Source organism: Chryseobacterium sp. CY350 (genome assembly GCF_027945075.1).
In the GTDB taxonomy this organism is placed as follows: domain Bacteria; phylum Bacteroidota; class Bacteroidia; order Flavobacteriales; family Weeksellaceae; genus Chryseobacterium.
In genome coordinates this window covers 495836-513145 of sequence record NZ_CP116034.1, presented here as the reverse complement: position 1 = coordinate 513145, position 17310 = coordinate 495836, and the positions used below count along the sequence as shown (strand labels likewise).

General features: G+C 37.9%; 10 protein-coding genes, 2 tRNA genes and 3 rRNA genes. 5 read left to right on the top strand and 10 right to left on the bottom strand.

The window, feature by feature from the left end:
• Nucleotides 1-47: 47 nt before the first annotated feature.
• Nucleotides 48-914 carry a Cof-type HAD-IIB family hydrolase gene (locus tag PGH12_RS02275; protein WP_267598824.1) on the bottom strand — a complete coding sequence of 289 codons (867 nt, stop codon included), beginning with the start codon at nucleotides 912-914 and terminating at the stop codon, nucleotides 48-50.
• 37 nt (nucleotides 915-951) lie between these two features.
• The gene (locus tag PGH12_RS02270; RefSeq protein WP_267598823.1) at nucleotides 952-1674 is read right to left on the bottom strand and encodes an NUDIX hydrolase; all 723 of its coding nucleotides are present in this window, start codon (nucleotides 1672-1674) and stop codon (nucleotides 952-954) included.
• A 649-nt stretch (nucleotides 1675-2323) separates the two neighbouring features.
• On the opposite strand from PGH12_RS02270, the gene PGH12_RS02265 reads away from it, so the two are divergent.
• The 4 genes from PGH12_RS02265 (at nucleotide 2324) to PGH12_RS02250 (ending at nucleotide 5762) form a co-directional block, all read left to right on the top strand.
• Nucleotides 2324-3232: a universal stress protein gene (locus PGH12_RS02265; protein WP_267598821.1), complete on the top strand. Its 909-nt coding sequence runs from the start codon at nucleotides 2324-2326 to the stop codon at nucleotides 3230-3232.
• Between the two features lie 8 nt (nucleotides 3233-3240).
• Nucleotides 3241-3684, top strand: coding sequence for a GNAT family N-acetyltransferase (locus tag PGH12_RS02260; protein WP_267598820.1), 444 nt, complete (start codon nucleotides 3241-3243; stop codon nucleotides 3682-3684).
• A 1-nt stretch (nucleotide 3685) separates the two neighbouring features.
• Nucleotides 3686-4801: an alanine racemase gene (locus PGH12_RS02255; RefSeq protein WP_267598819.1), complete on the top strand. Its 1116-nt coding sequence runs from the start codon at nucleotides 3686-3688 to the stop codon at nucleotides 4799-4801.
• A 79-nt stretch (nucleotides 4802-4880) separates the two neighbouring features.
• Nucleotides 4881-5762, top strand: coding sequence for a helix-turn-helix domain-containing protein (locus PGH12_RS02250; RefSeq protein WP_267598818.1), 882 nt, complete (start codon nucleotides 4881-4883; stop codon nucleotides 5760-5762).
• A gap of 1187 nt (nucleotides 5763-6949) precedes the next feature.
• On the opposite strand, the gene rrf is transcribed toward PGH12_RS02250, so the two are convergent.
• The 5 genes from rrf to PGH12_RS02225 form a co-directional block, all read right to left on the bottom strand.
• Nucleotides 6950-7057: ribosomal RNA gene (rrf, locus tag PGH12_RS02245) — 5S ribosomal RNA — on the bottom strand.
• Between the two features lie 170 nt (nucleotides 7058-7227).
• A 23S ribosomal RNA gene (locus PGH12_RS02240) occupies nucleotides 7228-9987 on the bottom strand.
• 297 nt (nucleotides 9988-10284) lie between these two features.
• Nucleotides 10285-10361: transfer RNA gene (locus PGH12_RS02235), tRNA-Ala, on the bottom strand.
• A gap of 82 nt (nucleotides 10362-10443) precedes the next feature.
• A tRNA-Ile gene (locus PGH12_RS02230) sits at nucleotides 10444-10517 on the bottom strand.
• 219 nt (nucleotides 10518-10736) lie between these two features.
• Nucleotides 10737-12253, bottom strand: a 16S ribosomal RNA gene (locus PGH12_RS02225).
• Together the 16S, 23S and 5S rRNA genes with 2 tRNA genes alongside form the textbook arrangement of a ribosomal RNA operon.
• A gap of 925 nt (nucleotides 12254-13178) precedes the next feature.
• On the opposite strand from PGH12_RS02225, the gene PGH12_RS02220 reads away from it, so the two are divergent.
• Nucleotides 13179-13385, top strand: coding sequence for a hypervirulence associated TUDOR domain-containing protein (locus PGH12_RS02220; protein ID WP_267600044.1), 207 nt, complete (start codon nucleotides 13179-13181; stop codon nucleotides 13383-13385).
• 68 nt (nucleotides 13386-13453) lie between these two features.
• Here PGH12_RS02220 and pgl read toward each other — a convergent pair whose 3' ends face one another.
• From pgl to gnd, 3 genes are read right to left on the bottom strand one after another with little or no spacing between them, the layout of a single operon-like run.
• The gene (gene pgl, locus PGH12_RS02215; RefSeq protein ID WP_267600043.1) at nucleotides 13454-14167 is read right to left on the bottom strand and encodes a 6-phosphogluconolactonase; all 714 of its coding nucleotides are present in this window, start codon (nucleotides 14165-14167) and stop codon (nucleotides 13454-13456) included.
• A 27-nt stretch (nucleotides 14168-14194) separates the two neighbouring features.
• A complete protein-coding gene (zwf, locus tag PGH12_RS02210; RefSeq protein ID WP_267600041.1) occupies nucleotides 14195-15679 on the bottom strand; it encodes a glucose-6-phosphate dehydrogenase in 1485 nt (494 codons plus the stop codon).
• A 10-nt stretch (nucleotides 15680-15689) separates the two neighbouring features.
• A complete protein-coding gene (gene gnd / locus PGH12_RS02205) occupies nucleotides 15690-17108 on the bottom strand; it encodes an NADP-dependent phosphogluconate dehydrogenase (RefSeq protein WP_267600040.1) in 1419 nt (472 codons plus the stop codon).
• Nucleotides 17109-17310 lie beyond the last annotated feature (202 nt).

The following is a 17310-nucleotide window of genomic DNA, read 5'->3' as shown; positions in this document are numbered from 1 at the left end:
TAAATTATTGTATTAAGATTTTTTTCTAAAATTTTTAAAAAATTATATCAGTTTGCATTAAGATAGTTTTTTATGGTGTCTAAAACTCCAAAATTATTATTGCTCAACGCTTCAAATTTTGCGGCTTCTTTCACCGACGGATGAGCATTTTGCATAGCGTAAGAATATTCTGCCTTTTTCATCATCTCAATATCATTCATATAATCGCCAAAAACCATTGTCTGTTGCGGACTGATATTAAGTGTCTTCTGAAGTTTCTCTAAAGCATTACCTTTATTGATATCTTTATTCATGATATCGAGCCAAAATTTTCCTGAAACAACGACCTCAAGATTGTATTTTTGAAATTTTTCTAAAGCAGGATACAGATGTTCTTCAGATCCGTCCGGATGATACACGGCAATTTTAAAAATACTGTCATCCAATGCAACAGTAAGATCATCAAGTTTTTGATTACCAGTATAAAACTGTGCGATATAATCTACAAAACTCTGATTTTCCGTTTCGTAATAAGCTGTTTTTTTACCAGAGATTACCGTTGTAGCGCCCGGGATTTTACGTATTGTTTGAATGATCTCCGCTACATATTGCTCATTAAGCTCATCAGCAAAAATCTCTTTGTTCTTATAGATCATATAGCCGCCGTTTTCAGCGATGAATGCCATTTCCTTTTCTTTCTCCCCAAAATATTTTTTAATACCAGACATTTGTCTTCCGCTTGCAGGTACAAAAAGGATGTTCCGTCTTTTTAACTCCTCGTAAATTTCAGGGAATTCCGGACTAACTTGGTGTTCAGAGTTTAAAAAAGTCCCGTCCATATCTGTCACAATCAATCTAATATCATTCATTAACCTATCATTATTCATCAAATATAGTTGATAATCGTAAGTAATCAATGTTTGAAGATGAAACATAACAATACTTTAACAGTTAATCAGACAATCTTAAGTCTTATTTTATTAGCTTATTGTTGTTTTTCTTATATATTTTAGCATCGAACTTATAATATCTCGCTGCTCGATGGGAAACATTGGTTTCTATCTCATCTAAAGGAATGATATAACTAAATGATGATACTTTTTTATGAAAATTCTTAATATCGATAGATTTTTCGCTTAAAGCACCATACAATTTATAAAGCTGTCTTATCGTAAATTTCTTTGGCAGCAGTTCAAAAATAATAGAAAAATCAGACTCAATCCATTTTCTGATCTCTGTCAAAGATTCATTAATAATCTTATTATGATCAAAAGGTAATAATGGGACTTTGTCAACTGGACACCAATCTACCGTATCATATTTTGTGCTGTTGATTTTGTGATCAATTTTGCAAAGCGAAAGATATGCTACCGTTATAATGCGGTCAATTTGATGCTGATATTCTTTCTGCATCCACTTTATATCGTACTCGCTGCTTGCACGGTTTGGGTCGGCAAAACACCTGAATTGTTTAAGTACCATTTTTTTTATTCCTGTCAGTTCGTGAAGTACACGTTCTGCAGCGTCATCAACATCTTCATTGCTAAGAATCAAACTTCCGGGCAATCTTTTCTGCCGCTCCGGCACATCACTGAGATGCCGCTGAACCAATAAAATATTCAGCTGATTTTCACGGTCAAAACCGAAAACTACACAGTCTACAGAAACATATGTGTGAATGAAACTAGAACTCATGTGACAAATATAAAAATTCAGAAAAACATATGTCGGAAAACTTGCCAAATCTTAACATTAAAAATATTGTTGCATTTTATATTGATATAAAGAAATTACAAACGACCCAAAATTTTACAAGTACTTAATCATAATATTGAAAAACATCGTCATAAATAGCTGGTTATTTATTATGATTCTCCAACAATAATTACATTTTTATCACGAATAATTGCACATATTAAATTATGTAAGATAAATATTTATAAATAATAGATATCATTACAAAACATTGAAATTCAAATGATTAAAACCTCATTTAAACGGAAAAATTCGTAAATCTCCACGTAAAAATTTATAAATCACCACTAGCTTGTGTTGTTCGCAACTCTTTCGTGAACTATCTTTACCAAAGAAATAAGAAGCAACACTGAGTAATATTTTTTTATTATCATAGTAGCAAATAATTGACAAAGATATAATCTTCACACCACACACCAAATCATTTATATTGAAAAGGCAAAACATTAATGTTTTGTCTTTTTTCGTTTATTCACAATGATAATTGATTATCATAAAGATAAATGATACCATAATCGATCTGATTTTTAACATCTATTACAATCGCTAATAGTTAACTTTGCTTATTGATATTTGAAAAATAACAATGATGCAGAAACAGATTAACACCATTTTGGTACCGACCGATTTTACAGAAAAATCAAATAATGCTGTAAAGATGGCAGTTCAGATTGCGAAACGTCATGAGGCTAAGATTTTGATCTTTCACAGCATCAGCAATCACTATATTATTGACCGTACCGGAAAACAGGTGATAGGTGCAGAAACTGTTGATGAAAATTTTAGGAAAATTCAAATTTCACTGGATGAACTTCACGCTTCTTTAAGTACCGAAAATCCAACGTTACACTTTGAAACAATTCTTGATAATGACAATTTAATACACGGAATTAATAAGATTATTGATCAGAAAAATGTTGATTTGGTGGTGAGCGGTTCTTCCGGCCAGCAAAAAATATCACAGCTTATTTTGGGTTCTATGTCTTATGAAATTCTGAACGGAGTAAATGCATCAGTTCTTTTAGTACCTGAAACCTGTAAAAAGTACGCTTTCGACAAAATACTTGTTCCGGTAAGGGTACTCGATGATCTAGCTGATAAGGTAGATCTCTCACTTGCAATAGCTCAAAAAAACAATGGAATTATCACCCTTTTGGGAATAAGCAGCGAAACCGATCTTGATGCACTAAAAGATGCTTATCAGGAGGTGAGGCAAACTTTGGTTAAAAATCAACAAGAGTATAATGCTCAGTTTTTACTGACACAAGATAAAGCCACGCAGATTTCGAAATTTTCTAAAGACGACGACGCGGATATTATTATTCTGTCTTATCAGGATGAAGGCAGCTGGAAATCAATTTTCTCTGAAAATTTCTTCAAACAAATTATTAATTACACAGATATTCCTCTTCTTTTCTTAAAAAACAAAGAAAGAGCAAAAAATAACGAAACGGACGATAATGCAGGTTTTGACATCACATTACCGTGTCCGGGATAACTATTATTATGATAACATTACAACAATATTCCACGGAAAACATAACAGATAAAAATCAAAAAGATGAAATTATAGAATTTCTTTTTAAACATCTGGAGCAATACGGCGATCCGCAAGCAGATATTCACGATGCTGTGAGCTATGCTCTCGGAGAAAATAATAAGCCAGGCGGCACTGTCATAACTGCTAAAGATGCAGATGAAAAACTTATTGGTGCAGTCGTGATCAACAAGACAGGAATGGGCGGTTACATTCCGGAAAATATACTTGTTTACATAGCAACCGACAAAAATGTGCGCGGAAAGGGAGTTGGGAAAGCACTGATGCAAAAAGCTATTGATTCTTCGTATGGTGATATCGCTCTCCATTGTGAACCGGAAAATCCGGCAATACATTTATATAAAAAACTGGGGTTTACCAGTAAATATTTAGAAATGCGATTAAAAAAATAAAATGTCTTACATTACTTTAAATTCAAACAAACTATCACACAATTATAATTTTTTAAATCAACTTTTTAGAGAAAAAAATATTGAGTGGGCGGTTGTTGGAAAGCTACTTTGCGGGAATGAAAAGTTTCTGCAATGTCTGCTGAACATATGTGATAAGGAGATTTGCGATTCCAGATTGACCAATCTTCGTCATATTAAAAAAATTTCGCCGACAACACAGACTGTATATATTAAGCCGCCCGCTAAAAGACTGGTCAAAAGCATTGTACAATTTGCAGATGTAAGTTTTAATACAGAAATTGATACTATAAAAGCCCTTTCCGAAGAGGCAGTACGTCAAAACAGAACTCATAAAATTGTAATTATGGTTGAGATGGGCGAACTTCGAGAGGGAATTATGGTTAAAAATCTTTCAAATTTTTATGGTGAAGTATTGCAACTTCCGAATATAGATGTTGTGGGAATCGGAACCAATTTAAACTGCCTTAACGGAATTTTGCCAGACGAAAAAAAATTAATAAAACTGAGTAGATTTAAGGAAATTATTGAAGAATCGTACAATGAAAAGATTCCTTACATTTCTGCCGGATCTTCTGTTACCATTCCTCTCCTTTTTCAAAATCTGGTACCTGAAGAAATAAATCACTTCAGAATAGGTGAAACTCTATTTTTCGGAACTGATGTTTACAACGATTCTACCATCAATGGAATGTATCAGGATGTTTTTAAACTGACGACTGAAATTATTGAAATTGTAGAAAAACCAATGATACCTGCAGGTGATGCCGGAACAAATCTCACAGGTGAAACTCCAATACACGATCAAAATAACATTGGTAAAACCTCGGTTCGGGCAATTGTAGATATCGGGATTTTAGATATTGATCCCACACAGATAAATCCAATTAATGATGATATTGAAATTATTGGTGCAAGTTCTGATATGATGATTTTAGATCTTTCTGATAATTTGCAAAACTATCAGGTTGGTGACACCGTAGATTTTAGTATGAATTACATGGCGGTTCTCAGGGCAATGAATTCAGATTATGTAGATAAAATCGTCGATAACAAGTTAGATTTAAAGCGTCTTAAAATATTAGAAGATAAAAATTAATTTAAAATGACCATAAAATACCACAGTTTACCTCTGTGGTATTTTTTATGTATATATTTGGAAATCAAAATAAAAATAATTGAATAATAACATAATATTTTTAAATTTAAATCAGTTCCAGAATCAGTCATCAATGAGAGCTGAGTTCGTTATCATTTCAGTTTCAGATTTTTTTGCGAATTTAAATCCTGAATCTCACTTTAAAAATAAATTTTATTCAGTATTCCTTTTCGAAAGTTCGTCTGGTTCAATCATTATTGATGATCAGAAGTATGATTTACAAGCCGACAAACTTTTCTTCATAAACTATAATCAGGCATATCAGTTCAAAAACTTTCTTTCTAGCACAGGAAATGTCATAATGTTCACAAAAACTTTCTACAACTATATCTATACGGGAAATAAGTTGATAAAAAGTGATACAGCACTACACGACGTCTCTCCATTTTTATTATTAACTAAAGAAAACAAAAGTGATCTTTTCGGGATATTTGGTGAAATTCACGAAGAATATAATTTAAACAAAACAATGCGAAAAGAAATTTTATGCTTATTGGTAAAAATTTTTATGCTCAAATACATTCGAAATTCACCAAAGAAAAAAAGAATTTTACCTGAAGTCAATCATAAAAAAGAAATTGTTGAAAATTTTGTTCAGCTTGTCAATTTGCATTATAAAGAAATCAAAACAACTTCAAAATACGCCGATAAGCTAAATATTACACCTAATTATCTCAATGCATTGGTCAAAGAAAATATGAATATCAGTGCTGGCAAAGCCATAAGAAATAGAATTATCCTCGAAGCAGAAAGATTATTACTGCACACCACTCTTTCTGTAACTGAAATATCTTATGAACTTGGTTTTAATGATAACTCCCATTTTGGAAAGTTTTTTAAAACAGAAAAAAAACTAGCTCCAAATACTTACAGATTACTTAAAATAGCTGACAACAACTGATATAATCAAAGTCAAAAGATATTTACAGAACACCTGAAAAATTAATATAACTAATATAATAAAGTTTAAAATAAATTCATTTTTGAAATTAATGCCGAAAATCATCATTTACATTAGAGTTGTGGCACGTTATTCTATACTATATTTGCTCAACAACTCTTATGATGGCTAAAATTAGAATTAAAAATATTAGATTATACAGGAATTTACTTCACAGACTTATTTCTAGCTACTTAAAGCGTGAATGTAAAGTAAATCAAAATTTAAAAAAGCAGTATTTTTTAAAGAAAAATATTGTTTCAGGAAAATATATTATAATACCAAATTTCTCCGAAAGTATTTCTTCAAATGAAGAATTAAAATTAAGCTTGCATAATTTTATACAGCATATAAACCATACAATTACAATTTCAGATCTAAGAAAGGAGTTGTATAGTTTAAATAATGGTTATAACACGACTACTATCTGAATAGTTTTTTTTCATTTATAAGGAACTCTATATAGAACTTTATATCATGATGCCTTTTTGGGTAGAATATTTAGGCAGTGTTTTGTTACATTAGAAAAGTGAATAACGAAAAATCTGAATAAGATATTAGGTGTACGAGAGTTTAACCAAAAGATCAGATATTCAAGACCAAACTGTGTGGATATAAAAAAGAAATATTAAATAAGTGTGGCGTATTTTATTATTTTTATTAAAATAATAGCTAGTAACAAGAAACTTTATAAGTATTGCGGACTATAGAGAAATTTCACAATTTTTGTAAAGGATTTGATTAAAGAATCGTTATTTACCGAAAGAACAGCAGATCTTGAACTTTTCAGCGTCAAAATGGTTAATATGTAATTGTTTAATCATTACGCTGACCTCTGAAATCTTCAACGTCTTCGTAAACAAAATAGCGTCATCATTAAATGTAGCTGATAGAAGGAATTTTCTTTTACACGATATTAAGAATTACGATCATTAAGTAACAAATTAATTATAGATTATTTACGTGGACTAGAAAATAATATTTCCATATTAATTCTTTGGTAAAAGCTCCTCCTATTCCTTTCAAAATTTTCGGCTGTGCAGCAATGTATAAATTCACCATTGGATTTAAATCCATTCCAATTGTGCCATTGTTATATATACAAAAAAAAAGCTCCTTTATCGGTTGATAAAGGAGCTTTAAAAAAAGACTGGCGGCGACCTACTCTCCCGCTTTCGCAGTACCATCGGCGCTGGTGGGCTTAACTTCTGTGTTCGGAATGGGAACAGGTGAGCCCCACCGCTAAAACCACCCTAAAGGTTGTATATAGCTGTAAGCATTAGGCTTTAGGCCTTAAGCTTATGGCTTTTTAATCGATAAAAACAGTCACAAAGAAAAAACCTTTCTTGCACTTGCAAGCGATTTGAGATAGGTTTATAATTTTTTAAATGATTACTCATTGATGATTATATTTATTCCTGTAATAGGCTATAAATCTACGGGTAATTAGTACTACTCGGCTATGCTGTTACCAACTTTACACCTGTAGCCTATCAACGTCGTCATCTCCAACGACCCTTAAAAGATGTCTCATCTTGAGGCGAGTTTCGCACTTATATGCTTTCAGTGCTTATCTCTTCCAAACGTAGCTACTCAGCGGTGCTCCTGGCGGAACAACTGATACACCAGAGGTTTGTTCAATTCGGTCCTCTCGTACTAGAATCAAGCCCTCTCAAACATCTAACGCCCGCAATAGATAGAGACCGAACTGTCTCACGACGTTCTGAACCCAGCTCGCGTGCCACTTTAATGGGCGAACAGCCCAACCCTTGGGACCTTCTCCAGCCCCAGGATGTGACGAGCCGACATCGAGGTGCCGAACCTCCCCGTCGATGTGAGCTCTTGGGGGAGACTAGCCTGTTATCCCCGGAGTACCTTTTATCCTATGAGCGATGGCCCTTCCATACGGAACCACCGGATCACTATGTCCTGCTTTCGCACCTGATCGACTTGTAGGTCTCACAGTCAAGCACCCTTATGCCATTACACTCTACGCACGGTTACCAAGCGTGCTGAGGGTACCTTTGAAAGCCTCCGTTACTCTTTTGGAGGCGACCACCCCAGTCAAACTACCCACCACGCAGTGTCCTTCTAAAAGAAGTTAGGCTCCAAGTAAGTAAAGGGTGGTATTTCAACGTTGACTCCACAAACACTAGCGTGCCTGCTTCAAAGTCTCCCACCTATCCTACACATTACTTACTCAAAGTCAATACGAAGTTATAGTAAAGGTTCACAGGGTCTTTTCGTCCCATTGCGGGTACTCGGCATCTTCACCGAGACTACAATTTCACAGAGCTCATGGTTGAGACAGTGCCCAGATCGTTACACCATTCGTGCAGGTCGGAACTTACCCGACAAGGAATTTCGCTACCTTAGGACCGTTATAGTTACGGCCGCCGTTTACTGGGGCTTCAGTCAAACGCTTCGCATTGCTGCTAACGCCCTTCCTTAACCTTCCAGCACCGGGCAGGTGTCAGACCCTATACAGCATCTTTCGATTTAGCAGAGTCCTGTGTTTTTGATAAACAGTCGCCTGGGCCTCTTCACTGCGGCCAGCATTGCTGCTGGCGTCTCTTCTTCCGAAGTTACGAGACTATTTTGCCTAGTTCCTTAACCATGATTCACTCTAGCACCTTAGGATTCTCTCCTCGACTACCTGTGTCGGTTTTGGTACGGGTTGCTTCACTTCGGCTTTTCTTGGAAGCACTTTCCTTACAGCAACTTCGCCCGAAGGCTAGGTCTTGACTATTCCGTCAGTCTCCAGTAAGTACGGCACTCCGTCCCCTTTTTAGTGTGAGCAAGTATGGGAATATTAACCCATTGTCCATCCACTACCCCTTTCGGGTTCGCGTTAGGTCCCGACTAACCCTCAGCTGATTAGCATGGCTGAGGAAACCTTAGTCTTTCGGTGAGCGGGTTTCTCGCCCGCTTTATCGTTACTTATGCCTACATTTTCTTTTCTGTACGCTCCACAATGGCTCGCGCCACTGCTTCTGTGCAAACAGAATGCTCCCCTACCAGATACAACCCTAAGTTGTAAATCCATAGCTTCGGTACTCTATTTATGCCCGATTATTATCCATGCCGGACCGCTCGACTAGTGAGCTGTTACGCACTCTTTAAATGAATGGCTGCTTCCAAGCCAACATCCTAGCTGTCAATGCAGTCCAACCGCGTTGCTTCAACTTAATAGAGATTTGGGGACCTTAGCTGTTGGTCTGGGTTCTTTCCCTCTCGGACACGGACCTTAGCACCCGCGCCCTCACTGCCGTGGAACATTTATTAGCATTCGGAGTTTGTCAGGAATTGGTAGGATTTGACTCCCCCGCATCCAATCAGTAGCTCTACCTCTAATAAACTTATACACGACGCTGCACCTAAATGCATTTCGGGGAGTACGAGCTATCTCCCAGTTTGATTGGCCTTTCACCCCTACCCACAGGTCATCCGAAGACTTTTCAACGTCAACCGGTTCGGTCCTCCACTTTGTGTTACCAAAGCTTCAACCTGCCCATGGGTAGATCACAAGGTTTCGCGTCTAATACTACTAACTATGCGCCCTATTCAGACTCGCTTTCGCTCCGGCTCCGGACCTGAAGTCCTTAACCTCGCTAGTAACATTAACTCGTAGGCTCATTATGCAAAAGGCACGCCGTCACCCAACTTGTGGGCTCCGACCGCTTGTAGGCGTACGGTTTCAGGTTCTATTTCACCCTTCTATTCGAAGTGCTTTTCACCTTTCCTTCACAGTACTTGTTCACTATCGGTCTTTCAGGAGTATTTAGCCTTGGAGGATGGTCCCCCCATATTCAGACAGGATTTCACGTGTCCCGCCCTACTCATTTATCATCTAAATATACCTTTCAAATACGGGGCTATCACCCTCTATGGCTGTTCTTTCCAGAACATTCTTTTAAATATATAAAGACTTTTGGGCTAATCCGCGTTCGCTCGCCACTACTTACGGAATCTCTTCGATTTCTTTTCCTCAGGGTACTTAGATGTTTCAGTTCTCCTGGTTTGCTCTCCTTGCGGAGTGACTGGTCTTCAACCAGACGGGTTGCCCCATTCGGACATCTCGGGATCAATTCGTGTGTGCCGATCCCCCGAGCTTTTCGCAGCTTACCGCGTCCTTCTTCGCCTCTGAAAGCCTAGGCATCCGCCATACGCCCTTAACGATTTCTTTCCTATTTATTTCTCAAGCACTCGCAAGTGCTCGGTTTTTTCTTTGTGATATTTTTACCGTTAATGTCAATGATCTTAATGTCTTTCTGCTCGTCTGATAAATGGATATTTGTTTTGGCTCTATCCATCTTACTTTTAAATCAAACTTACAAAACTGTGGAGAATAAGGGAGTCGAACCCTTGACCTTCCCGATGAATCGGGTCGCTCTAGCCCCTATCGGCTAAAATCCTTTGTTTATTCTTTAAATAACTTCTGTGCTCGTTACATCTCTGTAACTTTTTTATTACTTCTCAGTAATGGTGGAGAATAAGGGAGTCGAACCCTTGACCTCCTGCGTGCAAGGCAGGCGCTCTAGCCAGCTGAGCTAATTCCCCTCTAGGTGCTTCTGGCGATTTGCTTCTTGCTTCCAGCTTTCTTGCCATCAGCTATAAGCCATTTGCCATCCGCTTCAATTAGTAGTCTCGGGCAGGCTCGAACTGCCGACCTCTACATTATCAGTGTAGCGCTCTAACCAGCTGAGCTACGAGACTTTGTTTAGATGTTAGATTTTAGACACCAGATGTTAGACTAATCTCTAACTTCTAATTTTCTAACCTCTATTTTCTAAATCTCTCCCTCTGATACTAATTTCTAGTGGGTTTGTATTTTTATAATATAAGCAACCGAGTAAAAAACTAAAACGTTTTCTTTTAAGTAAGTACATGGTACATTAAAGTACCTTTATTTGTTTAACGTCGAAAGACGCTCTAAAATGAGATGTTCCAGCCGCACCTTCCGGTACGGCTACCTTGTTACGACTTAGCCCTAGTTACCTGTTTTACCCTAGGCAGCTCCTGTTACGGTCACCGACTTCAGGTACCCCAGACTTCCATGGCTTGACGGGCGGTGTGTACAAGGCCCGGGAACGTATTCACCGCGCCATGGCTGATGCGCGATTACTAGCGATTCCAGCTTCATAGAGTCGAGTTGCAGACTCCAATCCGAACTGAGACCGGCTTTCGAGATTCGCATCTATTCGCATAGTAGCTGCCCTCTGTACCGGCCATTGTATTACGTGTGTGGCCCAAGGCGTAAGGGCCGTGATGATTTGACGTCATCCCCACCTTCCTCTCTACTTGCGTAGGCAGTCTCACTAGAGTCCCCAACTGAATGATGGCAACTAGTGACAGGGGTTGCGCTCGTTGCAGGACTTAACCTAACACCTCACGGCACGAGCTGACGACAACCATGCAGCACCTTGAAAATTGCCCGAAGGAAGGTCTATTTCTAAACCGATCAATTCCCATTTAAGCCTTGGTAAGGTTCCTCGCGTATCATCGAATTAAACCACATAATCCACCGCTTGTGCGGGCCCCCGTCAATTCCTTTGAGTTTCATTCTTGCGAACGTACTCCCCAGGTGGCTAACTTATCACTTTCGCTTAGTCTCTGAACCCGAAAGCCCAAAAACGAGTTAGCATCGTTTACGGCGTGGACTACCAGGGTATCTAATCCTGTTCGCTCCCCACGCTTTCGTCCATCAGCGTCAGTTAAAACATAGTGACCTGCCTTCGCAATTGGTGTTCTAAGTAATATCTATGCATTTCACCGCTACACTACTTATTCCAGCCACTTCTACTTTACTCAAGACCCGCAGTATCAATGGCAGTTTCATAGTTAAGCTATGAGATTTCACCACTGACTTACGAGCCCGCCTACGGACCCTTTAAACCCAATAAATCCGGATAACGCTTGCACCCTCCGTATTACCGCGGCTGCTGGCACGGAGTTAGCCGGTGCTTATTCGTATAGTACCTTCAGCTATCTACACGTAGATAGGTTTATCCCTATACAAAAGAAGTTTACAACCCATAGGGCCGTCGTCCTTCACGCGGGATGGCTGGATCAGGCTCTCACCCATTGTCCAATATTCCTCACTGCTGCCTCCCGTAGGAGTCTGGTCCGTGTCTCAGTACCAGTGTGGGGGATCACCCTCTCAGGCCCCCTAAAGATCATTGACTTGGTGAGCCGTTACCTCACCAACTATCTAATCTTGCGCGTGCCCATCTCTATCCACCGGAGTTTTCAATATTAAATGATGCCATTCAATATATTATGGGGTATTAATCTTCCTTTCGAAAGGCTATCCCCCAGATAAAGGTAGGTTGCACACGTGTTCCGCACCCGTGCGCCGCTCTCAAGATTCCGAAGAATCTCTACCGCTCGGCTTGCATGTGTTAGGCCTCCCGCTAGCGTTCATCCTGAGCCAGGATCAAACTCTCCATTGTATGTTTGTCTGACTCACTCAAAGTTTTGACGCTTTAGTTTTTCCTTACTTGGTTGTTATATCTATTTTTCAATGATCTCTTCTCTTACGCTTTCTCAGCTGCCCTTTTCTGTCGTTGGGCGTTGCCGTATTTGCGTGTGCAAAAGTAAAACTTTATTTCTAATTAGCCAAATGTTTTTTGAAGAAATTTTAAAGTTTTTTAAGTAACCCTAAACCCTTCTCTTAACCCTCAACCTATCTACTCCTGCGCTCCCCGTATCGGGACTGCAAAGATAAAAACTTTTTCTAATTACACAAAATTTATCTAAATAAATTTTTATGATATTTAATATCATTTCTACCGGAGTTTTTTTTGTTCCTGCCTATCTAAAGGCGCTTCTGCGCTACCGATCTACTCTCGTTTTTCAGTGGGGCAAAAGTAGTACGTTTATCCCCATACTTCCAAATATATTTAACATAATGTTCATTTTTAATTCATATCCGAACTTAACCCTTTGAAGATCTGAGAGAAAAATTTCTAATCCCTCCGGTGGGTTTTAATGAGGTCATATGTTCGGCACTGTTTTTTGATGAAAAGAATGGCTTCATTATATAAAGTTGGTTTTCTGAAGGGTTGATTTTGACTCATGAAACAAAACGCTCATCCGAAGATCGCTCCCCTAGCCCCGATTGCAACGGCATCCTTTTCCGGGATGGGCGAAGCGAAGCGTAGGGCTTCCCGGAAAAGATACAGTGGAGAGCGGGAGAATGCTACTGAAAAAAAACCGCTATATTAAGATAGATGATAAAATATTGATCACAAAAAAAATCCGGTATAGAACCGGACTTATTTATTATATTTAACTCATTAAAACTACAAATCAATTTAGCACAAAAATTGTAATTCATCTTTTATACTCTTAACAAAAAGCCCTAAATCTAAAGTTATGCTAAAAAAAGGAGATCATGTAAGCTGGAGATTCCAAAATGGGGAAACTTATGGAATCATTACTCAAATTCATACGAAGGATTTTGTTTTTATGAACCGACGACGCCGAGCTTCTGAAGAAGAACCACAGTATGAGGTGACCAGTGAGAAAACCGGTAAAAAAGCGGTTCATAAAGCTAAAGCATTAAAAAAAACTCAAGGCTAATTTATTTAGGTAAAATTACTATAGATAAGGCTTATGCATATTTGCTTGCTTTTATATTTCACTCACAGTTAAAGTAATGTTTCTGAAGTCGTTAAAATCTGTAACTCACTTTCTTGTGGTTTAATTAACTGTAACGGATATAAATTTGGATTGAATTCTCCATTGATAATCTCATTGAGCGCGTGTCGTTTTTGTGCACCAAAAGTGACTACCAACACATTTTTAGCCATATTAATGATAGGTGCCGTGAGAGTAATTCTGTACATTTCCTGTGGCGAAAGGTAATAAGCGTCTACCCATTTTGTAGTTTCTTCCAATATATTTTCTCCGGGAAACAATGATGCTGTATGACCATCATCGCCCATTCCTAAAAGAATGCAATCAAATTGTCCCTTTTCGCCGAGAACTTCCCGAATCTTACTTTCGTATTCTGCAGCGTAATCTTCAGGGGTGATATTTTCTTTGAACATCGGGAATATTTGATTCTGATGTACGGGAACATGATTAAGAAGACTTTCGAAGGTCATGTTTGCATTGCTTTTTTCATTATCCAAAGAAACCCATCGCTCGTCTACCCAAAAGAACCACACTTTATCCCATTCTATTTTATCTGAATACGCTTTGGTAGACAACAGCTCAAAAATTGATTTGGGCGAGCTGCCACCACTCAAAGCAACAACAAATTTTCCATTATTTGCTATTGCTTCTGCTGCAAACTCTACAAATAAATCTGCCGTTTTTGTGTAAAGTTGATCAACGTGATCTACTACAGTTAGTTTCATCTTTTTAAAGTTTAAATAAAATAATGTTTAAGCCCAGCTATCGTCTTCTCTTTGGAGTAGCAGTTCACATTGTTTTGGCCCATTGCTACCCGCGGCATAGTTCGGGAACGAAGGATCGGGGTTATTTTCCCAATATTCCTGAATTGTCTTTACAACATCCCAAGCCTCCTCTACTTGATCTGAACGCATAAATAAAGTAAGATCACCCTCCAAAGCATCTAATAAAAGTGTTTCATAAGCTTCAGGCGTATCTTCTTTACAGGAGAAATAGTCGAAAACCATCTCTACCGGCTTCAATTCAACGGTCAGTCCGGGCATTTTTGTCATGAACTGCAGTCTGATATCCATTAAAGGCTGAATATTAATAATCAATTTATTTTGAGAAAGCGCATGTTGACCTCCAATGAAGGTAGACTGAGGTAGCGGTTTGAATTTTATGGTGATATACGATTGTTTTTCCCTCATCCTTTTCCCGGTTCGAACATAAAACGGTACACCTTCCCAACGTTCATTATCAAGATAAAATTTTATTGAAGCGAAAGTCTCTGTTGGTGAATTTGCATCTACTCCGTCTTCCTGACGATATCCTTTAACATGAGCATCTTTCACGACACCTTCAGCATATTGACCGCGTACTGCATAATGGTCAACCATATCATACGGAATTCTGCGAATCGATTTTAAGACATCCACCTTACGATCTCTTATCTCACCTGCATCCAGAGAAGCAGGCTGCTCCATCGCCACCATACACAAAATCTGAAGTAAATGGTTTTGAATCATATCTTTAAGAGCACCCGTTCCTTCATAAAAGCCACCACGAGACTCGACACCCACTTCTTCTGCCACCGTAATCTGTACAGACTCTACATATTTGCAGTTCCAAAGTGGTTCGAAAATAGAATTCCCGAATCTGAATGCAAGAATATTCTGAACAGTTTCTTTACCTAAATAATGATCAATTCTGTATATTTGCTCTTCTTCAAAAGTTCTTGACAAAAGTTCGTTCAATTCTACCGCAGACTTTTTATTATGTCCAAAAGGTTTTTCAATAATAATTCTATCCTGTGCAGGTTCAGAAGCTAATTCTGCTTTTTTAAGATGTCCGGAAATTGTAGAAACAAAATTCGGAGCGATTGAAAGATAAAACAATCGGTTGGCTCTCAGACCATAAGCTTTATCTAAGGATTTTAATTTTAATTCTAAATCTTCGTATGACTTGTCTTCATCGATCTGATGTCTGAAATAAGTAATATGTGATTGAAATTTTTCCCATTCTGTATCAATTGCTTTCTTATTCCGCGAAAAAAGGATAAGATTTTCTTTAATATAATTCTTAAAATCATCATCATTCTTCTCAGCCCTTCCCAAAGCTACAATATTAAACTGCTCTGGCATTCTGCCTTCAATATATAAGTTGAAAAAAGCTGGCAGAAGTTTTCTTTTTGCAAGATCTCCCGTTGCACCAAAAATAATGATACTGGTCGACTGCAACATTTTATTTTCGTTCATTGATCTAAATTTAATGATCTGTATTTCCCCATTGCGTATGAAAAATACCTTCCTGATCTTTTCGCTGATAAGTATGGGCTCCGAAATAGTCTCGCTGCGCCTGAATTAAGTTTATCGGTAAATCTTTTGTAGTATAAGCGTCAAAATAAGCTAAAACAGTTTGCATCCCAAGTGTAGAAATTCCATTCGCTGTTGAGAATGAAACGGTCTTTCTCAATGCAGTAATTTTTGAATTGACAATCTCGGCAATATCATTGCTCAAAAGTATATTTGATAAATTCGGATTAACGGTATATACTTCATAAAATTTTTCTAATAAAGAAGAGCGAATGATGCAGCCTCCGCGCCAAATTTTCACAACTGCTTTTAAAGGAATCTGAAACTGATATTCTTCAGATGCTTTCACGAGCAGAGAAAGACCCTGCGTATAACTGATCAGGATGGATAAAAATAAAGCATCACCAACTTCTTTAATAAATAATTTCGGATCTTCTCGCTTACTGATTTCGGGCTTTGCATATAATGAAGACGCTTCTACCCTTTCTGCTTTGTACGATGATAAGGTACGAGATGCTACAGCTGCATCAATGGCAGGAATTGCCACTCCCAATTCTAACGCTTCCTCGGAAGTCCATTTTCCTGTACCCTTGGATCCAGCTTTATCTAAAATCTGATCCACCAGAAATCCTCCTGTCATGGGATCTTTCTGCTGAAAAATATCTCTTGTGATTTCTATTAAAAATGAATTTAATTCGCCATCATTCCACTCTCTAAAAACTTCATATAGCTGATCATTTGTAAGATCTGCGCCTTGTTTGAGAAGATCATATGCCTCACTGATGAGTTGCATTACGGCGTATTCAATTCCGTTATGCACCATTTTTACATAGTGACCAGCAGCATCTTTACCCATATAGTCTGTGCAGGCTTCTCCATTTACTTTTGCTGAAATTGCCTCTAACATAGGGCGAACAGAATGAAAAGCTTCCATATCTCCACCCGGCATGATGCTTGGTCCGAAACGGGCACCTTTCTCTCCGCCTGAGACACCCATCCCCATAAAATGCAAACCTATTGTCGCAAGATTTTTCACGCGTCGGTCGGTATCTTTAAAGTACGAATTACCCGCATCTATTACAATATCACCTTTGCTCAAAAGCGGAGTGATATTTTCTAAAACCGTGTCGACAGGACTTCCTGCAGGCACCATTAATATAATTTTTCTCGGTGATTCCAGGTGAGAAACAAATTGTTCCAGAGAATCGGTACCGATTACTTTCATTCCTTCTGCAGCATTTTCCTGCGTATCGTTGATTTTCTGTATATCAAGATCAAAACCTGCGATAGAAAATCCGTTTTCAGCAATGTTGTAAAGGAGATTTCTTCCCATTACACCAAGGCCGATCATTCCATAATTATATGTATCCATTTTATTTTTATAAAAGAGTATCTGTTTGGTACAGATCATTTCAGATTTGTACATTCAAATATAAGGAGAATGCTGAGAATAAACTAATTTCATGCCTCTGCTGTTTTGAGTAACAAAGAAGTTTACTTAGTATAAAAGGTCTTTCTGATTCAATTATTATCAATCAAATCATTCATCTGAAACTGCTATCAACCTGAGAATA

Bases quoted from the DNA above. Each gene is read 5' to 3' on its own strand.
- PGH12_RS02255 (WP_267598819.1), top strand. From the start codon at position 3,686: ATGTCTTACATTACTTTAAATTCAAACAAACTATCACACAATTATAAT.
- PGH12_RS02270 (WP_267598823.1), bottom strand. From the start codon at position 1,674: ATGAGTTCTAGTTTCATTCACACATATGTTTCTGTAGACTGTGTAGTT.
- pgl (WP_267600043.1), bottom strand. From the start codon at position 14,167: ATGAAACTAACTGTAGTAGATCACGTTGATCAACTTTACACAAAAACG.
- zwf (WP_267600041.1), bottom strand. From the start codon at position 15,679: ATGAACGAAAATAAAATGTTGCAGTCGACCAGTATCATTATTTTTGGT.
- PGH12_RS02220 (WP_267600044.1), top strand. From the start codon at position 13,179: ATGCTAAAAAAAGGAGATCATGTAAGCTGGAGATTCCAAAATGGGGAA.
- PGH12_RS02265 (WP_267598821.1), top strand. From the start codon at position 2,324: ATGCAGAAACAGATTAACACCATTTTGGTACCGACCGATTTTACAGAA.
- gnd (WP_267600040.1), bottom strand. From the start codon at position 17,108: ATGGATACATATAATTATGGAATGATCGGCCTTGGTGTAATGGGAAGA.
- PGH12_RS02275 (WP_267598824.1), bottom strand. From the start codon at position 914: ATGTTTCATCTTCAAACATTGATTACTTACGATTATCAACTATATTTG.
- PGH12_RS02260 (WP_267598820.1), top strand. From the start codon at position 3,241: ATGATAACATTACAACAATATTCCACGGAAAACATAACAGATAAAAAT.